The following is a 23,977-nucleotide window of genomic DNA, read 5'->3' as shown; positions in this document are numbered from 1 at the left end:
AACAGGCAGCACTGCAAAGTGCTGCCTGCGGGCGAAACATGGGCTAACCAGCAATGACTTATTCGCTGGAGAGCAGGTCCATGGTGTGTTTATCCATCATTTCCAGTGCACGACCACCGCCACGGGCAACGCAGGTCAGCGGGTCTTCGGCAACGATCACCGGCAGGCCAGTCTCTTGGGCCAGCAGCTTGTCGAGGTCGCGCAGCAAGGCGCCACCACCGGTCAGCACCAGGCCACGCTCGGCGATGTCGGAAGCCAGTTCCGGCGGCGACTGCTCCAGCGCGCTTTTCACCGCCTGAACGATGGTGGCCAGGGACTCTTGCAGAGCTTCCAGCACTTCATTGGAGTTCAGGGTGAAGGCACGTGGAACGCCTTCGGCCAGGTTACGACCGCGCACATCGACTTCGCGCACTTCGCCGCCTGGGTAGGCGGTGCCGATTTCCTGCTTGATGCGCTCAGCGGTGGACTCACCGATCAGGCTGCCGTAGTTACGACGTACATAGGTGATGATCGCTTCGTCGAAACGGTCGCCGCCGACGCGTACGGATTCGGCATACACCACACCGTTCAGGGAGATCAGGGCGATTTCAGTGGTACCACCACCGATATCCACCACCATCGAGCCGCGTGCTTCTTCAACCGGCAGGCCGGCACCGATCGCAGCCGCCATTGGCTCTTCGATCAGGAACACTTCACGGGCACCGGCGCCAAGGGCCGATTCACGGATGGCACGGCGCTCAACCTGGGTGGATTTGCACGGAACGCAGATCAGCACACGGGGGCTGGGCTGCAGGAAACTGTTTTCGTGAACCTTGTTGATGAAGTACTGCAGCATCTTCTCGCAGACGCTGAAGTCGGCGATCACGCCGTCTTTCATCGGACGAATGGCGGCAATATTGCCCGGTGTACGGCCGAGCATGCGCTTGGCCTCGGTGCCGACGGCAACGACACTTTTCTGGTTACCGTGCGTCCGAATAGCCACAACCGATGGCTCATTCAGGACGATACCGCGCTCGCGCACGTAAATAAGGGTGTTGGCAGTGCCCAGGTCAATGGAAAGATCGCTGGAAAACATGCCACGCAGTTTCTTGAACATGGGAAAGGGACCCTAGGCAACGCGTGGGTAAAAAAGTGCGGCAAACTCTAACAACGACAGGGATTTTGGGCAAGGCGCCAATGTGCTAAATTGGCCGACTTTCTGTGCACCTAACCCCACAATCGCGGCCGTAAGACCGTAGAAATGCGGTAGTGTTCCGACAATCTAACACACGGACAGCCTCCGTTCTGTTTTCCACTGGAGATTCCCATGACGCTTGAACGCTCCGACGTGGAAAAAATCGCGCACCTGGCCTCGCTTGGCCTCAATGATGCCGATCTTCCACAGACCACCGCAGCCCTGAACAGCATTCTCGGGCTGGTCGACCAAATGCAGGCCGTGAATACCGACGGTATCGAGCCCCTGGCTCACCCGCTGGAAGCCAGCCAGCGCCTGCGCGCAGACGTCGTGACCGAGAGTAATAATCGCGAGGCCTACCAGTCCATCGCGCCAGCGGTCGAAAACGGCCTGTACCTGGTTCCGAAAGTCATCGACTAAAGGGAAAGAGCCTGCAATGCATCACATGACTCTGGCCGAGATCGCTCGCGGTCTCGCCGACAAAAAGTTTTCTTCCGAAGAGCTGACCAAGACCCTGCTGGCGCGCATCGCCGAGCACGATCCAAAGGTCAACAGCTTCATCAGCCTCACCGAAGAGCTGGCCCTGAGCCAGGCCAAGGCCGCCGACGTACGTCGCGCCAACGGTGAAAGTGGCGCGCTGCTGGGCGCTCCAATCGCCCACAAAGACCTGTTCTGCACCCAGGGCATTCGCACCAGTTGCGGCTCGAAGATGCTCGACAACTTCAAAGCACCCTATGACGCCACCGTGGTGTCCAAGCTGGCTGCCGCCGGGGCTGTGACCCTGGGCAAGACCAACATGGACGAATTCGCCATGGGTTCGGCCAACGAGTCGAGCTACTACGGCGCGGTGAAAAACCCGTGGAACCTGGAGCACGTGCCCGGCGGTTCGTCTGGCGGTTCGGCCGCCGCAGTTGCCGCACGCTTCCTGCCCGCCGCTACAGCCACCGATACCGGCGGCTCGATCCGCCAGCCTGCGGCCTTCACCAACCTCACCGGCCTGAAGCCGACCTACGGTCGCGTTTCCCGTTGGGGCATGATCGCCTATGCCTCCAGTCTCGATCAGGGCGGCCCTTTGGCGCGCACCGCCGAAGACTGCGCAATTTTGTTACAAGGCATGGCAGGCTTCGATAAACAGGACTCCACCAGCATCGATGAGCCAGTGCCGGACTACAGCGCCAGCCTGAACACCTCGCTCAAGGGCCTGCGCATTGGCGTACCGAAGGAATACTTCAGCGCCGGTCTCGACCCACGTATTGCTGAGCTGGTGCATAACAGCGTCAAGACCCTGGAAAGCCTGGGTGCCGTGATCAAGGAAATCAGCCTGCCGAACAACCAGCACGCGATTCCTGCGTACTACGTGATCGCGCCGGCAGAAGCCTCCTCGAACCTGTCGCGCTTCGACGGCGTGCGTTTCGGCTATCGCTGCGAAAACCCGAAAGACCTCACCGACCTTTATAAGCGCTCCCGTGGCGAAGGTTTCGGTGCCGAAGTACAACGCCGGATCATGGTCGGCGCCTACGCCCTGTCGGCCGGCTACTACGACGCGTACTACCTCAAGGCGCAGAAAATCCGTCGCTTGGTGAAGAACGACTTCATGGCAGCCTTTGAGCAAGTCGACGTGATCCTCGGCCCAACCACGCCGAACCCGGCCTGGAAGCTCGGCGCCAAGAACGGCGACCCGGTGGCTGCGTACCTCGAAGACCTGTACACCATCACCGCCAACCTCGCGGGCCTGCCGGGCTTGTCCATGCCAGCAGGTTTCGTCGATGGCCTGCCGGTCGGCGTGCAACTGCTCGCCCCGTATTTCCAGGAAGGCCGCCTGCTCAATGTGGCGCACCAGTACCAGTTGAACACCGACTGGCACACTCGCACCCCTACCGGCTTCTGAGGAGAACACTATGCAATGGGAAGTTGTGATCGGGCTGGAGATTCATACCCAGCTCGCCACCCAATCGAAGATTTTCTCCGGTAGCGCCACCACGTTCGGCTCCGAACCGAACACCCAGGCCAGCCTGGTTGACCTGGGCATGCCCGGCGTACTGCCGGTGCTGAACCAGGAAGCGGTGCGCATGGCGGTGATGTTCGGCCTGGCGATTGACGCCGAGATCGGCCAGCACAACGTGTTCGCGCGCAAGAACTACTTCTACCCGGACCTGCCCAAGGGCTACCAGATCAGCCAGATGGAACTGCCGATCGTTGGCAAGGGCCACCTGGACATCCCCCTGGAAGACGGCACCATCAAGCGCGTCGGCGTGACCCGTGCACACCTGGAAGAAGATGCCGGCAAGAGCCTGCACGAAGAATTCCCGGGCGCCACCGGCATCGACCTGAACCGTGCCGGCACGCCGCTGCTGGAGATCGTTTCCGAGCCGGACATGCGCAGCGCCAAGGAAGCCGTGGCCTACGTCAAGACCATCCACGCACTGGTGCGCTACCTGGGCATCTGCGACGGCAACATGGCCGAAGGTTCGCTGCGTTGCGACTGCAACGTGTCGATCCGTCCAAAGGGCCAGGTCGAGTTCGGCACCCGCTGCGAAATCAAGAACGTCAACTCGTTCCGCTTCATCGAGAAGGCGATCAACAGCGAAGTGCGCCGCCAGATCGAGCTGATCGAAGACGGCGGCAAGGTCATCCAGCAGACCCGCCTGTACGACCCGAACAAAGACGAAACCCGCGCCATGCGCAGCAAAGAGGAAGCCAACGACTACCGTTACTTCCCCGACCCGGACCTGTTGCCGGTGGTGCTGGAGGACTCGTTCCTCAGCGACATCCGCGCCACCCTGCCGGAACTGCCACAGCAGAAACGCGAGCGCTTCCAGGAGCAGTTCGGCCTGTCGGTCTACGATGCCAGTGTCTTGGCCTCCAGCCGCGAACAAGCCAACTACTTCGAAAAAGTTGTGAGCATTGCCGGCGACGCCAAACTGGCGGCCAACTGGGTGATGGTTGAGCTGGGCAGCCTGCTGAACAAACAGGGCCTGGAAATCGACGAAGCCCCGGTATCCGCCGAGCAACTGGGCGGCATGCTGCTGCGCATCAAGGACAACACCATCTCCGGCAAGATCGCCAAGACCGTGTTCGAAGCCATGGCCGCAGGCGAAGGCAGCGCGGACGAGATCATCGAGAAGCGTGGCCTCAAGCAGGTCACCGACAGCGGCGCGATCTCGGCTGTATTGGATGAAATGCTCGCGGCCAACGCCGAGCAGGTCGAGCAATACCGTGCGGCAGACGAAGCCAAGCGCGGCAAGATGTTCGGCTTCTTTGTAGGCCAGGCGATGAAAGCCTCCAAAGGCAAGGCCAACCCGCAGCAGGTGAACGAATTGCTGAAAAGCAAGCTCGAAGGCTGACCAGCGACACGCGCCCCTTCGGGGGCGCACTTTTTCGGGGACAACCTGCATGAAGCGTCTACTCGGCCTCCTGGCCCTGTTCTCTCTGTTGGCCGGCTGCGCCAGCGGCGTCATCAACCCCAACGGCTACGACGAAACCGGCACCGCCTCCTATTATGGCGCCCGGCACCATGGCAAAAAGACCGCCAGCGGTGAACCCTTCAACCAGAACGCCCTGACCGCCGCCCACCGGCAATTGCCGTTCGGCACCCAGGTCAAGGTCACCAATCTCGACAACGACAAATCCGTGGTTGTCCGCATCAATGATCGCGGCCCGCATACCCGTGGGCGGCTGATCGATCTTTCACGCAAGGCGGCCGAGCAGCTGGGTATGATCGGCAGCGGTACGGCGCGTGTACGCGTACAAGCGCTGAGCAACTAAAGACGGAGCCCTGGCCATTTTCGGATTAACCGCCCTCTCGCCCTGGAGCCTGCTGGAATTGGTCAGCGGCCTGGTGCTGCTGATCATCGGCGCCGAAATCCTGGTGCGCGCCGCCGTGCGCCTGGCCGCGAGCCTCAAGGTGCGTCCGCTGATCATCGGCCTGACGATCGTGGCCTTCGGTAGCAGCGCGCCGCAGATGACTGTCAGCCTGCAAGCCACCCTGGCTGGCAACACCGATATCGCGGTGGGCAGTGTGATCGGCAGCAGTATCTTCAACATTCTGGTGACCCTGGGCCTGTCGGCGCTGATCATTCCGCTACGGGTTTCGCGCCAGTTGGTGCGCCTGGATATTCCGGTGATGATCCTCGCCGGGTTGCTGGTGTTCACGCTCGCCGCCAATGAGGAACTCACGCCGATTGATGGCCTGGTGCTGCTCGTTGCCCTGGTCGCTTACCTCGGCGTGCTGCACTACCAGACCCGTCATTCGCGCCGCCCACGCACACTGGACACTGTCGCCCGCGCGCCCTGGCTGAGCAGCGTGTTGCTGATGCTCGGTGGCTTACTGATCCTGGTGCTGGCCGGGCATTTACTGCTGGGCGCCGCAGTGGATGTGGCAGGCGACCTGGGCCTGTCGGAACGAGTGATTGGCCTGACCCTGATCGGCGTGGGCACCTCGCTGCCATGCCTGGCGACCTCGCTGATTGCCGCCCTGCGCGGCGAGCGGGAAATCGCCGTGGGCAACGTGATCGGCAGCAACCTGTTCAACCTGCTCGGCGTGCTGGGGCTGACCGCCTTGCTCGCGCCCTCGCCCCTGTCGGTATCGCCCAATGCCCTGGATTTCGACCTGCCGGTGATGCTCGGCGTAGTCGTGCTGTGCCTGCCGGTGTTCTACACCGGCTACCGCGTGACCCGCGCCGAAGGCCTGGTGCTGCTGGGCCTGTACCTGGCGTACGGGCTGCATGTAATGGCGTTCACCACGGGCATGCCCCTGGCCACCAAGCTTGAACAACTGATGCTGTACTACGTCCTGCCAGTGCTGGTGGCTTTTCTGTTGTTCAGCACGCTGCGAGCCTGGCGCCGCCAACACAAGAGGGAATCGCAATGACCGATCAGAAAAAGCCCGGGGTTGAAATGCGTCGCCAGGTCATGGGCGATGTGTTCGTCGACCGCGCCTTGGGCAATGCCACCGAGTTCACCCAGCCGCTGCAGGATTTCGTCAACGAGCACGCCTGGGGCAGTGTGTGGAACCGCGAAGGCTTACCGCTGAAAACCCGCAGCCTGATCACCCTCGCCGCCCTTACCGCGCTCAAGTGCCCGCAGGAGCTCAAAGGCCATGTGCGCGGCGCGCTGAACAATGGTTGCACCGTGGAAGAGATCCGCGAGGCATTGCTGCATTGCGCGGTGTATGCCGGTGTGCCGGCGGCGATTGATGCGTTCCGTGCGGCGCAGGAAGTGATCGATACCTACCAGAAAGAAGGTTAGATCCAGCCGCCCGCCTGCAACACAAAAATCCCAATATTCGTGGTCACCGCCGCCATCAAGGTGGTGATCACGATAATCGCCGCTGCCAGCTCATGATTCCCCTCGGCCGCCCTGGCCATCACAAAACTGGCGGCTGCGGTCGGCGCACCGAAGTACAGGAACAGAATCCCCAGCTCCGGCCCGCGAAAGCCCAGCAACCATGCGCCCAAGGTCGCCGCCACTGGCAGCCAGACCATCTTCATCAAACTCGCGCTCAGCGCCCTATTGCCGCTCTTGCGCAACGCTGCGAGCGACAAGGTGCCACCAATGCAGATCAAGGCCAACGGCAAGGTGGTATCCGCCAGATACTGCATGGATTTTTCCAACCAGCCCGGCAGGCCAATCTGAAAATAAGCGAACGGCGCCGCCACGATCACGCTGATGATCAGCGGGTTGGCCACCACACTTTTGCAGATGCTCCACGGATCGGACTTGATCACCGGGCTGTACACCGCCAACACGATGGTCGACAGGGTGTTGTAGAACAGGATCACCAACGCCGCGAGAATCGCGCCGAGGGAGATGCCGTAATCGCCGTACATGCTGGCGGCCAGCGCCAGGCCGATCACGCCGTTATTGCCGCGAAACGCGCCTTGCGTGTAGATACCCCGGTCTTCACGCGGGCAACGAAAGATTGCCCAACCCCAGGCCAGGGCGAAGCTGAGCAAGGTCGCAACAGCAAAGTAGATCAGCAGCCCCGGCTTGAGCGCCGAGTGCAGGTCGGCATGCAGGATGCCGAGGAACAGCAGCGCCGGCATGGTGACGTTGAACACCAGGGACGAGGCCGTGTGGATAAAGTTGTCGTTGATCCAGTTGATGCGCTTGAGCACCACACCCAGGAACAGCATGGCAAACACCGGCGCGGTGATGGTGAGGGTGGTGAGGAAAATTGCCAGCATGCCGGGGAGAACCTTGGTGAGCGTCGTTAGGTGGCTAATGATAAGCCAGTGTAGGCCGCTTCGTCTGGTCTACCGCTATCGGGGGCAAGCCCCCGATGCAGGCGACTCGGTCTCAGGTAATCGGTGCCGGGTTGAACAAGGTGATGTCGTTATGCAGCTTGTGATGCTCCGCCCACGTTTGTTTCTTGCCGCTGGCCACATCCAGGTAAAAGTGAAACAACTCCCACCCCAATTCCTCGATGCTCGCCCGCCCAGTCGCAATGCGCCCAGCATCGATATCGATCAAGTCCGGCCAACGCTGCGCCAGCTCCGTGCGCGTCGACACCTTCACCACCGGCGCCATCGCCAGCCCATACGGCGTGCCACGCCCGGTGGTGAATACATGCAAGTTCATCCCCGCCGCCAGTTGCAAGGTGCCGCATACAAAGTCACTGGCCGGCGTGGCGCAAAAGATCAGCCCCTTGCCCTTGAAACGCTCGCCAGGGCCCAGCACGCCATTGATCGCGCTGCTACCGGATTTGACGATGGAGCCCAGGGACTTCTCGACAATGTTCGACAACCCGCCCTTCTTGTTGCCCGGCGTGGTGTTGGCGCTCCGATCCGCCTCGCCCTTGGCCAAGTAACGGTCGTACCAGTCCATCTCGCGGACCAGTTCCTGGGCAACCGCCTCGCTTTCAGCGCGAGACGTCAGCAGGTAGATAGCATCGCGGACTTCGGTCACTTCGGAAAACATCACCGTCGCTCCGGCCCGCAACAGCAAATCCGAGGCATAGCCCAGCGCCGGGTTGGCGGTGATACCGGAAAACGCATCACTGCCGCCGCACTGCATGCCCAGGATCAATTCCGACGCCGGCACGGTTTCCCGGCGGCGCTGGTCGAGTTTCTTCAGGCGCGTCTCGGCCAGTTCCATGATCTGCTCAATCATCTCGGTAAAGCCGTGGCTGGCATCCTGCAGCCGATACAGCCAGGGCTCACTCAGGTCGACCGAGCTGTCGTTGTCGTGCATCACCTGCCCGGCCTGCAGCTTCTCGCAGCCCAGGCTGATCACCAGGGCTTCGCCGCCCAGGTTCGGATTGCGCGCCAGGTTGCGTACCGTGCGGATCGGGATGTAGGCATCGGTCGCAGTGATCGCCACACCACAGCCGTAGCTGTGGGTCAGCGCCACCACGTCATCGACATGCGGGTACTTGGGCAGCAATTCGTCCTTGATGCGCTTGACCGCATGGTCCAGCACGCCGGTGACGCACTGCACCGTGGTGGTGATGCCAAGGATATTGCGCGTACCCACAGTGCCATCCGCGTTGCGGTAACCCTCGAAGGTAAACCCTTCCAGGGGCGCCTGGGCCTCAGGCACCTCGGTGGACAGCGGCAAGCTGTCCAACGGCGGCGCGGTGGGCATGCGCAGTTGATCTTCCTGCACCCAACTACCACGCGGAATCGGCGCCAGGGCATATCCGATGGTCTGGCCATAGCGAATAATCTGGCCGCCCTCGGGGATATCTTCCAGGGTCACCTTGTGGCTCTGGGGGATGAAATCCACGGTCACCAGGCCGTCCGGGAATTCGGTCCCGGCCGGTACGCCCTGGTCATTGACCACGATCACCACGTTGTCGCGTTCGTGCAAACGAATCGAGCGCGGCGAGTCGGCATGTTCAATCAACTGCATCACACGGCCCCTCAGGAATGCGCTTCGGTTAGGTTGGTCAACTCAGGCCCCTTGGTAGGCGGCTCTTTAAGGACTACACGTTTGATCGGCCCAACGATGACCAGGTAGCTGAACACCGCCACCAGCGCATTGGCGCCGACGAACACCAGGGCCCATTTGAACGAACCGGTGGTGCTGATGATGTAGCCGATCACAATAGGGGTAGTGATCGACGCGAGGTTACCGAAGGTGTTGAACAAGCCACCACTGAGGCCGGCGATTTGTTTCGGCGAGGTGTCAGACACCACCGCCCAACCCAGTGCGCCAACGCCTTTACCGAAGAAGGCCAAGGCCATGAAGCCCACCACCATCCATTCGATATCCACGTAGTTACAGGCCACGATGCTGCTGGAGATCAGCAGGCCCCCAATGATCGGCGCCTTGCGGGCGAAGGTCAGGGAATGCCCCTTGCGCAGCAGATAATCCGAAATCACCCCGCCGAGCACGCCGCCGATAAACCCGCAGATCGCCGGCAACGAGGCGATGAAACCGGCCTTGAGGATGGTCATGCCACGGTCCTGCACCAAGTACACAGGGAACCAGGTAAGGAAAAAGTAGGTGATACCGTTGATGCAATACTGGCCCAGGTACACGCCGAGCATCATGCGGTTGGTCAGCAACTGGCGGATGTAATCCCACTTCGGACCGTCGGTTTTCTTACCCTTGCCTTTGTCCTGATCCATATCGACCATCGCGCCATTGGCGGCGATGTGATTGAACTCGGCTTCGTTGATCATCGGGTGCTGGCGCGGGCTGTGGATAACTTTCAGCCAGATCAGCGAGAAAATGATGCCGATCACACCCATTACGATAAACACGTGCTGCCAGCCGAAGCTGTAGACGATCCAGCCCATCAGCGGCGCAAACAGCACCGTGGCGAAGTACTGCGCCGAGTTGAAGATCGCTGAAGCCGTACCGCGCTCAGCCGTAGGAAACCACGCCGCCACAATACGGGCATTTCCGGGAAACGATGGCGCTTCGGCCAAGCCCACCATAAAGCGCAGCATAAACAGCGCAACCACGGCGGTGGAGACACCAAACTCACCGACATAGCCTTGCAGCACAGTGAACAGTGACCAGGTGAAGATGCTCAGGGCATAGACTTTCTTGGAACCGAACCGGTCCAGCAACCAGCCACCGGGAATTTGCCCGGCCACGTAGGCCCAACCGAATGCAGAGAAGATATAACCGAGGGTGACCGCGTCGATACCGAGGTCTTTTTGCAGGCTGGAGCCCGCGATGGCGATGGTGGCCCGGTCGGCGTAGTTGATCGTGGTCACCAGGAACAGCATGAGCAGGATCAAATAGCGGACGTGGGTCGGCTTGGTCGCTTGCATGTAGAAGTACTCCCACTAATTATTTTTTTTGCGGGTAATGGTGGTGTGTTGCTGCCCACTGTAGGAGCGAGCTTGCTCGCGAAAACCTCAAAAGCACCGCGCACATCCTGAATGTCCGCGTATTCGTTGACGTTTTTCGCGAGCAAGCTCGCTCCTACAGGGAATCAGCCCCCGTCATAGGGGGCTGCGAATTACGAACCGATGTAGCTGGTCTTCACCACGGTGTAGAACTCTTGCGCATAGCGACCTTGCTCACGCGACCCATAGGATGAACCCTTACGGCCACCGAACGGAACGTGGTAGTCCACACCGGCGGTCGGCAGGTTGACCATCACCATCCCGGCTTGGGAGTGGCGCTTGAAGTGGTTGGCGTATTTGAGCGAGGTGGTGGCAATGCCCGCCGACAAACCGAACTCGGTATCGTTGGCCATGGCCAGCGCCGCTTCGTAATCCGCGACGCGCACAACGTTGGCCACCGGCCCGAAGATCTCTTCACGGCTGATGCGCATGGCCGCTTCGCTGTCGGCAAACAACGTTGGGGCCAGGTAGTAGCCTTCGGTGTCACAGGTGACCAGGCCGCCACCGCTGACCAACCGCGCACCTTCGCTTTGGCCAATGTCGATGTACTTGAGGTCCTGGTCCAATTGCGCCTGGGAAACCACGGGGCCGATATCGGTGCCGCTTTTCAGCGCGTGGCCGACCTTGATCGACTTCATGCGTTCGGCCATGGCCGCGACGAACTGGTCATGGATACCAGCGGTGACAATCAAGCGGCTGGAAGCGGTGCAACGCTGGCCGGTGGAGTAGAACGCGCTCTGTACCGACAGCTCGACAGCCTGCTTGAGGTCGGCGTCGTCGAGGATGATCTGCGGGTTCTTGCCGCCCATTTCCAACTGCACTTTGGCCTGGCGCGACACACAGCTGACGGCGATCTGACGACCCACACCGACAGAACCGGTGAAGCTGATGCCATCGACTTTCGGGCTGTTGACCAGCACATCGCCAACCACGCGGCCGCTGCCCATTACCAGGTTGAACACGCCGGCCGGGAAGCCCGCACGGGAAATGATTTCCGCCAGGGCCCAGGCACAGCCAGGCACCAGCTCGGCGGGCTTGATCACCACGCAGTTGCCGTAGGCCAGGGCCGGGGCGATTTTCCAGGCGGGGATGGCAATCGGGAAGTTCCACGGCGTGATCAGGCCGACCACACCCAGGGCTTCACGGGTGACTTCGACGTTCACGCCCGGACGCACCGACGGCACGTAGTCGCCAGACAGGCGCAGGCACTCACCGGCAAAGAACTTGAAGATGTTACCGGCGCGGGTCACTTCGCCGATGGCTTCGGGCAGGGTCTTGCCCTCTTCACGGGCCAGCAGGGTGCCGAGCTCTTCGCGGCGCGCGAGGATTTCGCTGCCGACTTTATCCAGGGCGTCATGGCGCGCCTGGATCCCGGACGTAGACCAGGCCGGGAATGCCGCGCGGGCTGCGTCGATAGCGGCGTTGACTTGGGCAACATCCGCCTTGGCGTATTCGCCAATGACATCGGACAACTCCGACGGGTTGAGGTTGACGCAGTAGTCGGCACCGGCCACCCACTGGCCATTGATATAGTTATCAAAACGTTGAGCTTGGGACACGAATCTTCTCCTGACGCAAAAGGCCGCTGATCTCTCAGCGGCCTTGTTGATAAGTTATTGCGCGCCTTGCTTGTCGATCAGCGCGGCCAGGGCTTCATATTCTTCCGGCAACAGGTCGGTCAGCGGCGTGCGCACCGGGCCTGCGTCGTAGCCGGCGATTTTTGCACCGGCCTTGACGATGCTCACGGCATACCCGGCCTTGCGGTTACGGATGTCCAGGTACGGCAGAAAGAAGTCGTCGATGATCTTGGAAACGGTGGCGTGATCGTCCTTGGCAATCGCGTGGTAGAAATCCATCGCGGTTTTCGGGATGAAGTTGAACACCGCCGAGGAGTACACCGGTACGCCCAGGGCCTTGTAGGCAGCGGCGTAAACCTCTGCCGTTGGCAGGCCGCCGAGGTAACTGAAACGATCACCGAGGCGGCGACGGATCGACACCATCAACTCGATATCGCCCAGGCCATCCTTGTAGCCGATCAGGTTCGGGCAGCGCTCGGCCAGGCGTTCCAGCAGCGGCGCGGTCAGGCGGCAGACGTTACGGTTGTAGACCACCACACCGATCTTGACCGACTTGCACACAGCCTCAACGTGGGCGGCAACGCCGTCCTGGCTGGCTTCGGTGAGGTAGTGCGGCAGCAGCAGCAGGCCTTTGGCGCCGAGGCGCTCGGCTTCCTGGGCGTACTCGATGGCCTGGCGAGTCGAGCCGCCGACACCGGCCAGGATCGGCACGCTGGTGGCGCAGGTATCAACCGCGGTTTTCACCACTTGGGAATATTCGCTGGCAGCGAGGGAGAAAAACTCACCGGTGCCGCCGGCAGCGAACAAGGCGGTAGCGCCGTACGGGGCCAGCCATTCCAGACGCTTGATGTAACCCGCCTGGTGAAAGTCACCCTGGGCGTTGAAATCGGTCACCGGGAAAGACAGCAGACCGTGGGAGAGGATGGACTTCAGTTCTTGTGGATTCATTATTCGAACACCCTGGGCGAAGACTTTCTATCGAAAGGTTGTTGTTGGTTTTGGTGATGTCGTACGTCATCGTACAACTATAAAAAGATTCGTCAACTGCAATTCATCAGACTTCATTGTGGGCGCTTTGAATGCGCGCCTTCTTGACGTAGGAAATTTTTCCTCTATTCTCGATTTAACTGTATATACATACAGTTACCAAGGAAGATTCCTACGACATAGCAAGGAGCTAACATGTCAGGTCTTGAACTCGCAGCACCCGAAAAGAACCCACCGACTCTGCGCTTCGAAGGCGGTGAACACACCGCCATCGGCGATGAGACCCTGTTGCGCTTCGCCAAGGACGCCCCGGCGATTCCCGCCCATCAAGTCGAGCTGCACCTGCCCAACGGGCTGGCGCTGACCTATGGCCAAGTGATCGCCCTGGGCGGTGATTTCTATGGCATCCCCGGTCAACCGATCAGCGATGGCGCCTCCCCTGCCGACCGCGTGCAACGCTTTACCGCGGCCTTCAACAGCCTGGCAGTACTGCCCGCCTCGCGGGAGGAAGCGCACAAGATCCTCGCGGTGATGCAAAAGGAGATCAACGCGGTCAAGCAGGCGATCAAGGATGGCAAACAAGCTCATGAAGCCTATGACGCCTTGGGTGATACGTTGTCCGAGGAATGGAACCGCATCACTGGCGGCGGCAGCGCGGTTTCGGCGCTGATTCCATTGGGACGTTACCTGAAACTGGCGGCGGACAATGCCGACCATTTCGGTGAATGGGCGCTGTCAGCCTACCTGGCGGGGCACACGGCAGCACTGCAACAAGCCGTCGTGGCGCACCAGACCGGCACCGACCAGGCGCTGGAACTGGCGTATGCGATGAACAGTTTTGCTGATCACTTTTTGACCGACCTGTTCTCGGCCGGCCATCTGCGTGTGCCGCGCAAACAACTGGCAGCTGTGGTGACGCCAGGTGAGCTGGGCTCGCTGATCAGCCGCTTCATGCACGACGAAGACAGCAAGTTCGGGCTCAAGGTGCGTAACGCCATGGGCGATCAATGGCACGCGTATGGGGACAAACGCTACTTCGACGCGATTGATGCGGACAATCGGGTGCAGGTCAAACGTGCGGTGCAGGCTTCGGCGGATGAAATTTTCGACACCTTCATCAGCGGTGTTGCGCCCTCCCCGGCTAATTTCAAGGCGCCGTTGTATGTGCCGGATTTGAATGCTGCGCAGAACCCGGCGAACAACTTCTCGCCGTTGTTCAAAATGGAGGGTGACAAGGTGCTGCGTCGCAAGGACGTGAATGACCTGAACGACAAGCACTGGACGAATGATTGGTGGGGGTGGAGCACTTACCTGCTGCTCAAGGACTACAAGCCAAACCAACCCGCCAACTAGTAGGAGCCGGCTTGCCGGCGATGCAGGCACCTCGGTCCATCAGCCATACCGAGGCGACACTATCGCGGGCAAGCCCGGGCCCCACATTAGGTCGGTGCAGCCTTCAACCGCGCTGCGCTTCTGCCTCTTCATGGGCATGGCGCAGCCGCTCGCGGCTATTGGTCAAATGCAACCGCATGGCCGCCCGCGCCGCATCCGAGTCCTGACGCGCAATCGCTTCATAAATCTCTTCATGTTCACGACTCAAGCGCCCCATGTAGTGCTGCTGGTCATCATGGGCCAGCCGCGCCGAATTCAGGCGGGTGCGTGGAATGATGCTGGTGCCCAGGTGGGTCATGATGTCGGTGAAGTAGCGGTTGCCGGTGGACAGGGCAATTTCCAGGTGGAATGCAAAGTCGGAGGCCACCGCGTCACCGGCGTGAGCCGCGCTTTCGTTCAGGGCATCGAGGGCGGCACGCATGGCTGCCAGTTGCTCGTCGCTGCGGCGTAATGCGGCCAATCCTGCGGACTCGACTTCCAGGCTGATCCGCAACTCCAGGATCGCCAGCACATCACGCAAAGTAACCACAGTGGCCGGGTCAATACGGAAACCGCTCGGGCTCGGCGTATCCAGCACAAAGGTGCCGATACCATGACGGGTTTCTACCTGCCCCGCCGCCTGCAAGCGCGAGATGGCTTCACGCACCACCGTGCGGCTCACTCCATGGGCGTCCATGATCGCCGACTCGGTGGGCAACTTGTCGCCTCGCTTGAGCTGGCCGTCGCGGATTTGCTCGGACAACACCGTGACCAATTCCTGGGCAAGGCTGCGGCGCTTGCGGGGAAGACGAGGGGCGGTGTTGGCGTTTTCCATGATGGATCATCTTTCTCGGTGAGCTTGAGCACGCATCATAGCCCATGGTGGTTGTACGATCACCGTCCAGGCGCGACTTTCATCCCTATCCTTCGCGCAAAAAAATACCCCGACACAGGTCGAGGCATTTTCTCAGCTCATCCCGAGAGGGAAGCGCGTTATTTCACCACCTTCAGGCTCGGCCGGCCGCTAGGGCGCGGTGGCTCGGAATCCGGTGGCGGCTGATCATCGCCGTCTTCGTTTTCGATCGATTCGTCACCCTCGAAAGGCGACTCCAGATCGAACACCATGCCTTGGCCGTTCTCCCGGGCATAGATGCCGAGGATGGCGCCAATCGGCACGAACAGCGTATGCGGCACGCCGCCAAAACGCCCTTCGAAGCTCACGGCTTCGTTGTCCATGTGCAGGTGGCGCACGGCACTCGGCGATACGTTCAACACAATCTGCCCATCACTGGCAAAACCCTCCGGTACCTGAACCGCAGGAAATTCGGAATTGACCAGCATGTGCGGGGTGCAATCGTTGTCCACAATCCACTCATAGAGCGCGCGGACCAGGTAGGGTCGACTGGAGTTCATCAGCGGCTCCTTAAGCCTTAGCGCATATCGCGTTCGACACCAGACAGACTTGCCTGGAAAGCCTCACGCGCAAACTGGCGCTCCATGTAATCAAGCAGCGGCTTGGCAGGCCGCGGCAGTTCAATACCGAGAATCGGCAAGCGCCAGAGTATCGGTAATAGGCAGCAATCCACCAAACTTTGTTCCTCACTGAGGAAAAAAGGCTTATCGGCGAACAATGGCGAAACGCCGGTCAGGCTCTCGCGCAATTCCTTACGCGCCTGCACCCGAACCGCTTCTTTTGTACGCGAATCCAGAATCACATCCACCAGCCCGCACCAGTCACGCTGGATCCGATGGATCAGCAAACGGCTGTTGGCACGCGCCACCGGGTACACCGGCAGCAAAGGCGGATGCGGGTAACGCTCATCCAGGTATTCCATCACCACGGTCGACTCCCACAGCGCCAGGTCACGATCGACCAGGGTGGGCAAGCTGCCGTAAGGGTTCACTTCGATCAGTTTTGGCGGCTGACGGCCCGCCTCCACACTGATGATCTCGGCGCTGACACCCTTCTCTGCGAGCACGATGCGCACTCGGTGGGAATAGTGGTCGGCGGGGTCGGAGTAACAGGCCAACCGATTGGTCACGCCCATGGCGGTCCTCCTCGCTTGTTGAAATTATCGAAAGCTCAAAAACGAGCGCGCCCAGAGAGCATCCCTGTAACAACCGGTTAAACCAGGTCGCTACGTATTCAGAGATGCCGCTGGGCGCGCAAGATTAACAGCAATTGCTTACGGTTGGATCAATGCACATCCTTCCAGTATTCGCGTTTGAGCAGATAGGCGAATACGAAGAAGAAGGCCAGGTACAGCAGCACATAGGTACCAATGCGCTGATGCTCCAGTTTGACCGGGTTGGCCGAGTAGGCCAGGAAGGTCACGAGGTTCTTGACCTTCTCGTCGAACTGCTCGTCTGTCAACGAACCTGGGGTTTCTATCTTCAGTTGATCGCACGCTTCATGAGTCAAAGGCGTGCCGGTCAACGGATCGTATTGCTTCTTGCCGTCTTCAACGACCTGGATCTGCTTGCATCCTACCACTTGCTTGCCTTGCAGGCCGACCAGAACGTTAGGCATGCCGACGTTCGGGAACACACGGTTGTTCACGCCATACGGACGCGCCGGGTCTTCGTAGAAGGATTTCAGGTAGCCGTAGAGCCAGTCGGTGCCGCGTACACGAGCCACCAGGGTCAAGTCAGGCGGTGCTGCGCCGAACCAGGTCTTGGCGTCCGCAGGCTTCATGCCGATGGTCATGTGGTCGCCGATCTTGGCGCCGGTGAACACCAGCTTCTCCAGCATCATTTCATGGGGGATGCCGAGGTCATCGGCAACCCGTTCGTAACGCTGGAACTTGGCGCTGTGACAGCCCATGCAGTAGTTGGCGAAGGTGCGCGCGCCATCCTGCATGGCCGCCTTGTCGGACACGTCGATATCGACTTTTTCCAGTTCCGGTCCGCCGTGCTCGGCAGCGAAGGACAGTAGCGGCAAGGCCGCAAGCATCAATGCAACGAATAACTTTTTCATCAGCCAGTCACCCTTTCCGGAACCGGTTTGGTCTTCTCGAGCCGGGTGTAGAACGGCATCAGAATGAAGTAGGCGAAGTACAGGAAGGTGCAGACCTGCGACAGCAACGTGCGCTCTGGGGTCGGCGCCAATACACCGAGTACGCCCAGGATCACGAAGGAGATGCAGAACACCCACAGCCAGATCTTGCTCAGCCAGCCCTTGTAGCGCATGGACTTGACCGGACTGCGGTCGAGCCAAGGCAGCACGAACAGCACCGCGATGGCCGCACCCATGGCGATCACACCCATAAGCTTGTCGGGGATCGCCCGCAAGATCGCGTAGAACGGCGTGAAGTACCAGACCGGGGCAATGTGCTCAGGGGTCTTGAAGGCGTTGGCCTGTTCGAAGTTAGGCTTCTCCAGGAAGTACCCGCCCATCTCCGGGAAAAAGAACACGATCGAGCAGAACACGAACAAGAACACCACCACGCCGACAATGTCTTTCACGGTGTAGTAAGGGTGGAACGGAATGCCATCCAGCGGGATGCCGTTTTCGTCCTTGTGCTTCTTGATGTCCACGCCGTCCGGGTTGTTGGAACCCACTTCGTGCAGCGCCAGGATGTGCAGCACCACCAGGCCCAGGATCACGATCGGCAAGGCCACCACGTGCAGGGCGAAGAAGCGGTTCAGGGTGATGCCCGAGATCAGGTAGTCACCACGGATCCACTGGGTCAGGTCGTTGCCGATCACCGGAATCGCACCGAACAGCGAGATGATCACCTGGGCGCCCCAGTACGACATCTGGCCCCAAGGCAGCAGGTAGCCCATGAACGCTTCGGCCATCAGCGCCAGGTAGATCAGCATGCCGAACACCCACACCAGCTCGCGGGGCTTCTGGTACGACCCGTAGAGCAGGCCACGGAACATGTGCATATAGACGACGATAAAGAACGCCGACGCACCAGTGGAGTGCAGCAGGCGCAGGATCGAGCCGTACTCGACGTCACGCATGATGTACTCGACGGAGGCGAACGCCTCTTCCGCCGATGGGGTGTAGCTCATCGTCAGCCAAACGCCGGTGACGATCTGGTTGACCAGCACCAGCAGTGCCAGAGAACCGAAGAAGTAGAAGAAGTTGAAGTTTTTGGGCGCGTAGTACTTGCTGAGATGGTCCTCCCACATTTTAGTGGCGGGGAAACGCGCATCCACCCAATCCATGAACTTGCTCATCAGGCTTTCTCCCCCTCGTCGACGCCAATGACAATGACACTGTCAGTCTCGTAGTGATGCGGCGGAACTGGCAGGTTCAAGGGTGCGGGCTGTGACTTGTAGACGCGACCGGCCAGGTCATAGTGGGAGCCGTGGCAGGGGCAGAAATAGCCTCCGACCCAGTCCTTGCCCAAGTCGGCTGGAGCGACTTCGGGGCGGAAGGTAGGCGAGCAACCCAAGTGGGTGCAAATACCGATCAGCAGCAGAATTTCCGGCTTGATCGAGCGAACTTCCTTATCGACGTAAGCGGGTTGCTCGGAATTCTTCGAGTCGGGGTCAGACAGCTGACCTTCGATTTTCTTCAGATTCCCCAGGATTTCCTCAGTACGCCGAACGATGAATACTGGCTGACCGCGCCACTCAGCAATCATCTGCTGGCCTGGGTCGATCTTGCTGACATTCACCCTCACCGGTGCACCTGCGGCTTTCGCCTTGGCACTGGGAAACCATGACCCCACGAACGGGACCGCAGCCCCCACCGCTCCTGCAGCACCCACCACGGATGTGGCTGCTACCAAGAAGCGACGCCGGCCTGCATTCACGCCGTCATTGCTCATTCAGTCCTCTCCCATCAGCTTTTTGGCCTGTTAAATCAGGCGTCTACTAAGTGTTGAATCTTTACTTATAAAAATTTTGCCGAATGGTAATGAAAAGCCCCACGTCTGACAAGGGAATTGCCGGGAGCTCAGCCTCCAGGCCTTGTAGTATAGGGGGTCTACGGATGTGGCAAGTTGTCACGGCGATTTTTATGCATAAATCGCAGGCAATAAAAAACGCCCAGCTCCGTGAGGAGGCTGGGCGTTTTTGTGGAACGTAAAGCGAATTAACGCTTCGAGTACTGCGGACGCTTACGCGCTTTACGCAGACCGACTTTCTTACGTTCAACTTCACGGGCATCGCGAGTCACGAAGCCAGCTTTGCGCAGAGCGCCACGCAGGGTTTCGTCGTACTGCATCAGAGCGCGAGTGATACCGTGGCGGATTGCGCCAGCTTGACCACTTACACCGCCACCGATAACGGTGACGTAGATGTCGAACTTTTCAACGGTCTCGGTCAGTTCCAGCGGCTGACGAACTACCATGCGGGCAGTTTCGCGGCCGAAGAAGTTGTCCAGGGAGCGGTTGTTGATCGAGATGTTACCAGTACCCGGACGCAGGAAAACGCGAGCGGTTGCGGTTTTGCGACGGCCAGTGCCGTAATTTTGAGTCGCCGACATAATGAACTATTCCGTTAAAACTTCAGTTCTTGGGGCTGCTGAGCAGCATGAGGGTGTACAGCGCCCGCATAGACTTTCAGCTTGCGAAACATATCGCGACCCAGTGGGCCCTTAGGCAGCATGCCTTTGACCGCGATTTCGATCGGGGCTTCAGGCTTCTTGGCAATCAGGCCTTCGAAGTTGGAAGACTTGATACCGCCTGGGAAACCGGAGTGACGGTAGTACATTTTGTCGCTTGCTTTGTTGCCGGTTACACGAACCTGCTCAGCGTTGATGATGACAATGTAGTCACCGGTATCAACGTGAGGGGTGTACTCAGGCTTGTGCTTGCCACGCAGACGGCTGGCGACTTCAGTGGCCAGACGACCCAGGGTCTGACCAGCGGCGTCGACGACAAACCAGTCGCGCTGAACTGTTTCCGGTTTTGCAGTAAAAGTTGTCATTCTTTAATAGCCTCAGGGGCCGCCCTGTAAATTAGACGGCGGATCTTACTGAATAGTGCGTACTTTGACAAGTCAAAGGCAGCCGGATACAGACGCTATCGGGGGCTCGGGTCGGCGCGTCCGTTCAACGGCAAGATTCTTCGGCAGGCGGCGCATCACTTCCACTGCAGAAAGAGGTGGGCAATTATGCAGATTGCGAAAAAAAATTCAACCTGCTTTTATGATTGTTTTCCCTGAAGGAGTACCCGATGGATTATCGACAGCTGGGCCGTACGGATCTGAACGTGAGCGCGATAGCCTTGGGCACCATGACCTGGGGCGAGCAGAACAGCGAGGCAGAGGCCTTCGCGCAGATCGAGCGGGCCAAGGCGGCGGGGATTAACTTCCTCGACACGGCCGAAATGTACCCGGTGCCGCCCAAGGCCGACACCTATGCCACCACCGAACGCTACATCGGCAATTACTTCAAAAGCCGTGGCGACCGCGCCGACTGGATCCTGGCCAGCAAGATCGCCGGCCCCGGCAACACCATCGACTACATCCGCGATGGCCATCTGCGCCACAACCGCAAGCACATCGTCGACGCCCTGGATGCCAGCCTCAAACGCCTGCAGACCGACTGGATCGACCTCTACCAACTGCACTGGCCGGAACGCAGCACCAACTTCTTCGGCCAACTGAGCTACAAGCACAAGGACGAAGACGACCTCACCCCGCTGGAAGAAACCCTCGAAGCGCTGGACGAGCAAGTGAAGGCCGGCAAGATCCGCCACATCGGCCTGTCCAACGAAACGCCGTGGGGCACCATGAAATTCCTGGCCCTGGCTGAAGCCCGTGGCTGGACCCGCGCGGTGTCGATCCAGAACCCCTACAACCTGCTCAACCGCAGCTTTGAAGTCGGCCTGGCGGAAGTTGCGATCCGTGAACAGTGCGGTTTGCTGGCGTATTCGCCACTGGCGTTCGGCATGCTCAGCGGCAAGTATGAAAACGGCGCACGCCCAGCCAAGGCGCGGCTGACCGAATACAGCCGCTTCAGCCGTTACTTCAACCCGCAGTCTGAAGCGGCGTGCAGCCGTTATGTGGCGTTGGCGCGGGAGCATGGGCTGGACCCGGCGCAGATGGCATTGGCGTTTGTGACGCAGCAGCCGTTTGTGACCAGCAATATCATTGGTGCCACGTCGCTGGAGCAACTGGATAGCAACATTGCCAGTGCGGATCTGAAACTGTCGAAAGAGGTATTGGAAGGGATTGAGGCGATTCAGAAGGATCACCCGAACCCAGCGCCTTGATTGATCCTTAGACCGCTATCGCCGGCAAGCCGGCTCCTACAGGGGAATACGTTGCCAATGTAGGAGCCGGCTTGCCGGCAATGGCGTCATCAGCCACACCCTGGATCAAAGCGCCCGCGCAATAATCTCCTTCATGATCTCGTTGGTTCCCGCATAAATGCGCTGCACCCGCGCATCCGCCCACGCCCGTGCAATTGGGTATTCCCACATAAAGCCGTAGCCGCCGTGCAACTGCACGCACTCGTCGAGCACCTTGCATTGCAGGTCCGTGGCCCAGTACTTGGCCATCGCCGCCGTGGGTACATCCAGCTTGCCTTCCAGATGCAGCGCCATGCATTTGTCGACGAATACGCGGCCGATCTGAATCTCGGTGGCCATCTCCGCCAGCTTGAAACGGGTGTTTTGGAAGTCCGCAATCGCCTTGCCGAACGCCTTGCGCTCGCGGGTGTAGGCCAGGGTCCACTCCAGCGCCGCCTCGGCTGACGACAAGGCACCAATCGCTACTGTCAGTCGCTCCTGCGGCAACTCCTGCATCAGGTAAGCGAAGCCCATGCCCGCCTGGCCCAGCAGGTTTTCCTTGGGCACTCGCACATCCTGGAAGAACAGCTCCGAGGTGTCCTGGGCTTTCATGCCGACCTTCTCCAGGCGCTTGCCTTTGTCGAAGCCCGGCGTGTCGGCTTCCACGAGGAACAGGCTAGTGCCCTTGGCGCCCGCCTTGGGATCGGTCTTGGCCACCACGATCACCAGCTCGGCCAGATAGCCGTTCGTGATGAAGGTTTTGGAACCGTTGATCACGTACTCATCACCGTCCAGCACGGCGGTGGTCTTCACCCCCTGCAGATCGGAACCAGCGCCCGGCTCGGTCATGGCAATGGCCGTGACCATCTCACCGGAGATCAGCTTGGGCAGGTATTTGTGTTTCAGCGCCTCACTGCCGTAATGCAGGATATATGGCGCAACAATATCCGAATGCAGGGAAAAACCGATGCCGGTCAGCCCCAGCCGGCTGATCTCCTCGATCACCACCGCGCTGTACAAAAAGTCCGCGCCCAGCCCGCCATATTCTTCTGGCAGGTGGGGGCACAGCATCCCCGCCTCCCCTGCCTTGGTCCACAAACCACGGTCGATGTAGCCCTGTTTCTCCCATTGCCCATGGAACGGCGCGGCGTCTTTTTCGAGGAAGGTGCGCACGCTCTCGCGGAAGAGTTCGTGTTCCGGGCTGAACAAGGTTCTGGGAATCATGGGTCACCTGCGTGGATTGTCGGACAAGGACGAGCCCACAGAGACTATGCCGCGAAGGCAGCACGGGACACTGGACACATGCGACAAAAAATAAGACGATCCAGCCGTCTGGTGACCACTTTCCCCTATAAGAATAAATGAAATTATGTCTAACCAAATCTCCACGCCGTTGCGGCGCGTCAGCATTTTGGCCATTGATCGGGTATTCGCTTCAACCCTCATGCAAGCCAAGGATTTCTTCCACCTCGCCAGCCTGCGTTACGGCAAGCAACAAGGCCTGGGCCTGACCCCCGCGTTTGAAACGCGCCTGGTCAGCCCCGACGGGCAATCGGTACGCAGCTTCAGCGATGTGATCATGCCGGTGGACGGCGGCCTGGAAGACGCCGACATCATCGTGCTACCGGCCTTCTGGGATGACTTCGACGCCTTGTGCACGCGCTACCCACAAGTGCTGCCATGGTTGCGTGAGCAACACGCACGCGGCGCCGTATTGTGCGGCGAAGCCACCGGGGTGTTCTGGCTGGCCGAAGCCGGCCTGCTCGATGGCAAGGAAGCGACCACCTACTGGCGCTTCTTCAACGCCTTCAGCGAACGCTTCCCCAAGGTTCAGCTCAACCAGGACAAACACCTCACCGACGCCGACAACCTGTATTGCGCCGGCGGCACCACCTCGGCGTGCGACCTCTATATCTACCTGATCGAACGCTTCTGCGGCGCCAACATCGCCCAGGCCGTTGCCCGCGATATCCTCTACGAAGTGCAACGCAGCTATTCACCGGGCCGCATCGGGTTTGGCGGGCAGAAGCTGCACCAGGATGTGATCATCCTGCAAATCCAGCATTGGCTGGAGGAGCACTTCGCCGACAAATTCCGCTTCGAAGACGTGGCCCGGGAACACGGCATGAGCATCCGCAACTTCATGCGCCGCTTCCAGACCGCTACCGGTGACAAGCCGCTGCATTACCTGCAACGCCTGCGTATCGAGACGGCAAAGGGCCTGCTCTCGGGCAGCCGCAAGAGCATCAAGACCATCAGCTATGAGGTGGGGTATGACGATGCGAGTTTCTTTGCGCGGTTGTTCAGGCAGCACACGGAACTGTCGCCGAACCAGTATCGGCAGCAATTCCAGCAGGCCGCCTGAAACAC

General features: G+C 59.9%; 24 protein-coding genes. 9 read left to right on the top strand and 15 right to left on the bottom strand.

From position 1 onward, the window contains the following. Positions 1 to 58: 58 nt before the first annotated feature. Positions 59 to 1,096: a rod shape-determining protein MreB gene (mreB, locus tag CI807_RS11220; RefSeq protein WP_002555108.1), complete on the bottom strand. Its 1,038-nt coding sequence runs from the start codon at positions 1,094 to 1,096 to the stop codon at positions 59 to 61. A gap of 210 nt (positions 1,097 to 1,306) precedes the next feature. On the opposite strand from mreB, the gene gatC reads away from it, so the two are divergent. Genes gatC through CI807_RS11190 form a run of 6 tightly spaced genes read left to right on the top strand, consistent with a single transcriptional unit; the run spans position 1,307 to position 6,421 of the window. Beyond that, positions 1,307 to 1,594 carry an Asp-tRNA(Asn)/Glu-tRNA(Gln) amidotransferase subunit GatC gene (gene gatC, locus CI807_RS11215; RefSeq protein WP_010213142.1) on the top strand — a complete coding sequence of 96 codons (288 nt, stop codon included), beginning with the start codon at positions 1,307 to 1,309 and terminating at the stop codon, positions 1,592 to 1,594. A gap of 16 nt (positions 1,595 to 1,610) precedes the next feature. Beyond that, on the top strand, positions 1,611 to 3,062 hold the full coding sequence (gatA, locus tag CI807_RS11210) for an Asp-tRNA(Asn)/Glu-tRNA(Gln) amidotransferase subunit GatA (RefSeq protein WP_095014711.1): 1,452 nt from the start codon (positions 1,611 to 1,613) through the stop codon (positions 3,060 to 3,062). 10 nt (positions 3,063 to 3,072) lie between these two features. Then, positions 3,073 to 4,518, top strand: coding sequence for an Asp-tRNA(Asn)/Glu-tRNA(Gln) amidotransferase subunit GatB (gene gatB / locus CI807_RS11205; protein ID WP_095014710.1), 1,446 nt, complete (start codon positions 3,073 to 3,075; stop codon positions 4,516 to 4,518). 49 nt (positions 4,519 to 4,567) lie between these two features. Further along, positions 4,568 to 4,939 carry a septal ring lytic transglycosylase RlpA family protein gene (locus CI807_RS11200; protein WP_095014709.1) on the top strand — a complete coding sequence of 124 codons (372 nt, stop codon included), beginning with the start codon at positions 4,568 to 4,570 and terminating at the stop codon, positions 4,937 to 4,939. Between the two features lie 58 nt (positions 4,940 to 4,997). Then, complete coding sequence (locus tag CI807_RS11195; RefSeq protein ID WP_095014708.1) at positions 4,998 to 6,044, top strand: calcium/sodium antiporter; 1,047 nt, start codon at positions 4,998 to 5,000, stop codon at positions 6,042 to 6,044. Then, complete coding sequence (locus CI807_RS11190) at positions 6,041 to 6,421, top strand: carboxymuconolactone decarboxylase family protein (protein ID WP_017530104.1); 381 nt, start codon at positions 6,041 to 6,043, stop codon at positions 6,419 to 6,421. The genes CI807_RS11195 and CI807_RS11190 overlap by 4 nt, the downstream gene beginning before the upstream one ends. On the opposite strand, the gene CI807_RS11185 is transcribed toward CI807_RS11190, so the two are convergent. The 5 genes from CI807_RS11185 to kdgD all read right to left on the bottom strand — a co-directional run bounded on the left by CI807_RS11185 (position 6,418) and on the right by kdgD (position 13,004). Beyond that, positions 6,418 to 7,359 carry an AEC family transporter gene (locus CI807_RS11185; protein ID WP_095014707.1) on the bottom strand — a complete coding sequence of 314 codons (942 nt, stop codon included), beginning with the start codon at positions 7,357 to 7,359 and terminating at the stop codon, positions 6,418 to 6,420. The two genes, CI807_RS11190 and CI807_RS11185, sit on opposite strands and share 4 nt — an antisense overlap. A gap of 112 nt (positions 7,360 to 7,471) precedes the next feature. Beyond that, positions 7,472 to 9,025, bottom strand: a complete 1,554-nt coding sequence (gene garD, locus CI807_RS11180; protein WP_095014706.1) for a galactarate dehydratase — start codon at positions 9,023 to 9,025, stop codon at positions 7,472 to 7,474. An 11-nt stretch (positions 9,026 to 9,036) separates the two neighbouring features. Further along, positions 9,037 to 10,401: an MFS transporter gene (locus tag CI807_RS11175; protein WP_058423015.1), complete on the bottom strand. Its 1,365-nt coding sequence runs from the start codon at positions 10,399 to 10,401 to the stop codon at positions 9,037 to 9,039. 191 nt (positions 10,402 to 10,592) lie between these two features. After that, positions 10,593 to 12,038, bottom strand: a complete 1,446-nt coding sequence (locus CI807_RS11170) for an aldehyde dehydrogenase family protein (protein ID WP_049710003.1) — start codon at positions 12,036 to 12,038, stop codon at positions 10,593 to 10,595. Positions 12,039 to 12,092: 54 nt separating this feature from the next. After that, entirely contained in the window at positions 12,093 to 13,004 is a 912-nt protein-coding gene (kdgD, locus tag CI807_RS11165; RefSeq protein WP_016976228.1) for a 5-dehydro-4-deoxyglucarate dehydratase, read from the bottom strand. Positions 13,005 to 13,238: 234 nt separating this feature from the next. Here kdgD and CI807_RS11160 point away from each other — a divergent pair, with 234 nt between their 5' ends. Continuing rightward, a complete protein-coding gene (locus CI807_RS11160) occupies positions 13,239 to 14,396 on the top strand; it encodes a phospholipase (protein ID WP_095014705.1) in 1,158 nt (385 codons plus the stop codon). Positions 14,397 to 14,499: 103 nt separating this feature from the next. On the opposite strand, the gene CI807_RS11155 is transcribed toward CI807_RS11160, so the two are convergent. From CI807_RS11155 to rplM, 8 genes are all read right to left on the bottom strand, one after another. After that, positions 14,500 to 15,249 (bottom strand): FadR/GntR family transcriptional regulator, encoded by a 750-nt coding sequence (locus tag CI807_RS11155; protein ID WP_016976230.1) that lies wholly within the window; start codon positions 15,247 to 15,249, stop codon positions 14,500 to 14,502. 158 nt (positions 15,250 to 15,407) lie between these two features. Next, positions 15,408 to 15,827, bottom strand: coding sequence for a ClpXP protease specificity-enhancing factor (locus CI807_RS11150; protein WP_016976231.1), 420 nt, complete (start codon positions 15,825 to 15,827; stop codon positions 15,408 to 15,410). 17 nt (positions 15,828 to 15,844) lie between these two features. Beyond that, positions 15,845 to 16,462 (bottom strand): glutathione S-transferase N-terminal domain-containing protein, encoded by a 618-nt coding sequence (locus CI807_RS11145; RefSeq protein ID WP_016971566.1) that lies wholly within the window; start codon positions 16,460 to 16,462, stop codon positions 15,845 to 15,847. Positions 16,463 to 16,611: 149 nt separating this feature from the next. After that, on the bottom strand, positions 16,612 to 17,391 hold the full coding sequence (locus CI807_RS11140) for a cytochrome c1 (RefSeq protein WP_010213166.1): 780 nt from the start codon (positions 17,389 to 17,391) through the stop codon (positions 16,612 to 16,614). Next, entirely contained in the window at positions 17,391 to 18,602 is a 1,212-nt protein-coding gene (locus tag CI807_RS11135) for a cytochrome bc complex cytochrome b subunit (protein ID WP_032877803.1), read from the bottom strand. Before CI807_RS11135 ends, CI807_RS11140 begins: the two co-directional genes overlap by 1 nt. Continuing rightward, entirely contained in the window at positions 18,602 to 19,198 is a 597-nt protein-coding gene (gene petA / locus CI807_RS11130; protein WP_095014704.1) for a ubiquinol-cytochrome c reductase iron-sulfur subunit, read from the bottom strand. The genes CI807_RS11135 and petA overlap by 1 nt, the downstream gene beginning before the upstream one ends. A 266-nt stretch (positions 19,199 to 19,464) precedes the next feature. Continuing rightward, positions 19,465 to 19,857 carry a 30S ribosomal protein S9 gene (gene rpsI / locus CI807_RS11125; RefSeq protein ID WP_002555064.1) on the bottom strand — a complete coding sequence of 131 codons (393 nt, stop codon included), beginning with the start codon at positions 19,855 to 19,857 and terminating at the stop codon, positions 19,465 to 19,467. Positions 19,858 to 19,871: 14 nt separating this feature from the next. Beyond that, a complete protein-coding gene (rplM, locus tag CI807_RS11120; RefSeq protein ID WP_003188508.1) occupies positions 19,872 to 20,300 on the bottom strand; it encodes a 50S ribosomal protein L13 in 429 nt (142 codons plus the stop codon). Positions 20,301 to 20,548: 248 nt separating this feature from the next. On the opposite strand from rplM, the gene CI807_RS11115 reads away from it, so the two are divergent. Further along, complete coding sequence (locus CI807_RS11115) at positions 20,549 to 21,589, top strand: NADP(H)-dependent aldo-keto reductase (RefSeq protein WP_017138269.1); 1,041 nt, start codon at positions 20,549 to 20,551, stop codon at positions 21,587 to 21,589. Between the two features lie 105 nt (positions 21,590 to 21,694). Here the strand turns inward: CI807_RS11115 and CI807_RS11110 are convergent, their stop codons facing one another. Beyond that, complete coding sequence (locus CI807_RS11110; protein WP_095014703.1) at positions 21,695 to 22,831, bottom strand: acyl-CoA dehydrogenase family protein; 1,137 nt, start codon at positions 22,829 to 22,831, stop codon at positions 21,695 to 21,697. A 220-nt stretch (positions 22,832 to 23,051) separates the two neighbouring features. On the opposite strand from CI807_RS11110, the gene CI807_RS11105 reads away from it, so the two are divergent. Next, entirely contained in the window at positions 23,052 to 23,972 is a 921-nt protein-coding gene (locus CI807_RS11105; RefSeq protein WP_174555873.1) for a GlxA family transcriptional regulator, read from the top strand. Positions 23,973 to 23,977: the final 5 nt, after the last annotated feature.

This window comes from Pseudomonas sp. NS1(2017) (genome assembly GCF_002269425.1).
GTDB lineage: Bacteria > Pseudomonadota > Gammaproteobacteria > Pseudomonadales > Pseudomonadaceae > Aquipseudomonas > Aquipseudomonas reactans.
The sequence above is the reverse complement of the archived record's forward strand: the minus strand, read 5'-3'. Positions and strand labels throughout refer to the sequence as shown.

Bases quoted from the DNA above. Each gene is read 5' to 3' on its own strand.
- petA (WP_095014704.1), bottom strand. From the start codon at position 19,198: ATGAGCAATGACGGCGTGAATGCAGGCCGGCGTCGCTTCTTGGTAGCA.
- mreB (WP_002555108.1), bottom strand. From the start codon at position 1,096: ATGTTCAAGAAACTGCGTGGCATGTTTTCCAGCGATCTTTCCATTGAC.
- CI807_RS11135 (WP_032877803.1), bottom strand. From the start codon at position 18,602: ATGAGCAAGTTCATGGATTGGGTGGATGCGCGTTTCCCCGCCACTAAA.
- CI807_RS11150 (WP_016976231.1), bottom strand. From the start codon at position 15,827: ATGAACTCCAGTCGACCCTACCTGGTCCGCGCGCTCTATGAGTGGATT.
- gatC (WP_010213142.1), top strand. From the start codon at position 1,307: ATGACGCTTGAACGCTCCGACGTGGAAAAAATCGCGCACCTGGCCTCG.
- CI807_RS11200 (WP_095014709.1), top strand. From the start codon at position 4,568: ATGAAGCGTCTACTCGGCCTCCTGGCCCTGTTCTCTCTGTTGGCCGGC.
- CI807_RS11185 (WP_095014707.1), bottom strand. From the start codon at position 7,359: ATGCTGGCAATTTTCCTCACCACCCTCACCATCACCGCGCCGGTGTTT.
- garD (WP_095014706.1), bottom strand. From the start codon at position 9,025: ATGCAGTTGATTGAACATGCCGACTCGCCGCGCTCGATTCGTTTGCAC.
- gatA (WP_095014711.1), top strand. From the start codon at position 1,611: ATGCATCACATGACTCTGGCCGAGATCGCTCGCGGTCTCGCCGACAAA.
- kdgD (WP_016976228.1), bottom strand. From the start codon at position 13,004: ATGAATCCACAAGAACTGAAGTCCATCCTCTCCCACGGTCTGCTGTCT.
- CI807_RS11175 (WP_058423015.1), bottom strand. From the start codon at position 10,401: ATGCAAGCGACCAAGCCGACCCACGTCCGCTATTTGATCCTGCTCATG.
- CI807_RS11145 (WP_016971566.1), bottom strand. From the start codon at position 16,462: ATGGGCGTGACCAATCGGTTGGCCTGTTACTCCGACCCCGCCGACCAC.
- CI807_RS11115 (WP_017138269.1), top strand. From the start codon at position 20,549: ATGGATTATCGACAGCTGGGCCGTACGGATCTGAACGTGAGCGCGATA.
- CI807_RS11110 (WP_095014703.1), bottom strand. From the start codon at position 22,831: ATGATTCCCAGAACCTTGTTCAGCCCGGAACACGAACTCTTCCGCGAG.
- rpsI (WP_002555064.1), bottom strand. From the start codon at position 19,857: ATGTCGGCGACTCAAAATTACGGCACTGGCCGTCGCAAAACCGCAACC.
- rplM (WP_003188508.1), bottom strand. From the start codon at position 20,300: ATGACAACTTTTACTGCAAAACCGGAAACAGTTCAGCGCGACTGGTTT.
- CI807_RS11140 (WP_010213166.1), bottom strand. From the start codon at position 17,391: ATGAAAAAGTTATTCGTTGCATTGATGCTTGCGGCCTTGCCGCTACTG.
- CI807_RS11190 (WP_017530104.1), top strand. From the start codon at position 6,041: ATGACCGATCAGAAAAAGCCCGGGGTTGAAATGCGTCGCCAGGTCATG.
- gatB (WP_095014710.1), top strand. From the start codon at position 3,073: ATGCAATGGGAAGTTGTGATCGGGCTGGAGATTCATACCCAGCTCGCC.
- CI807_RS11105 (WP_174555873.1), top strand. From the start codon at position 23,052: ATGCAAGCCAAGGATTTCTTCCACCTCGCCAGCCTGCGTTACGGCAAG.
- CI807_RS11155 (WP_016976230.1), bottom strand. From the start codon at position 15,249: ATGGAAAACGCCAACACCGCCCCTCGTCTTCCCCGCAAGCGCCGCAGC.
- CI807_RS11160 (WP_095014705.1), top strand. From the start codon at position 13,239: ATGTCAGGTCTTGAACTCGCAGCACCCGAAAAGAACCCACCGACTCTG.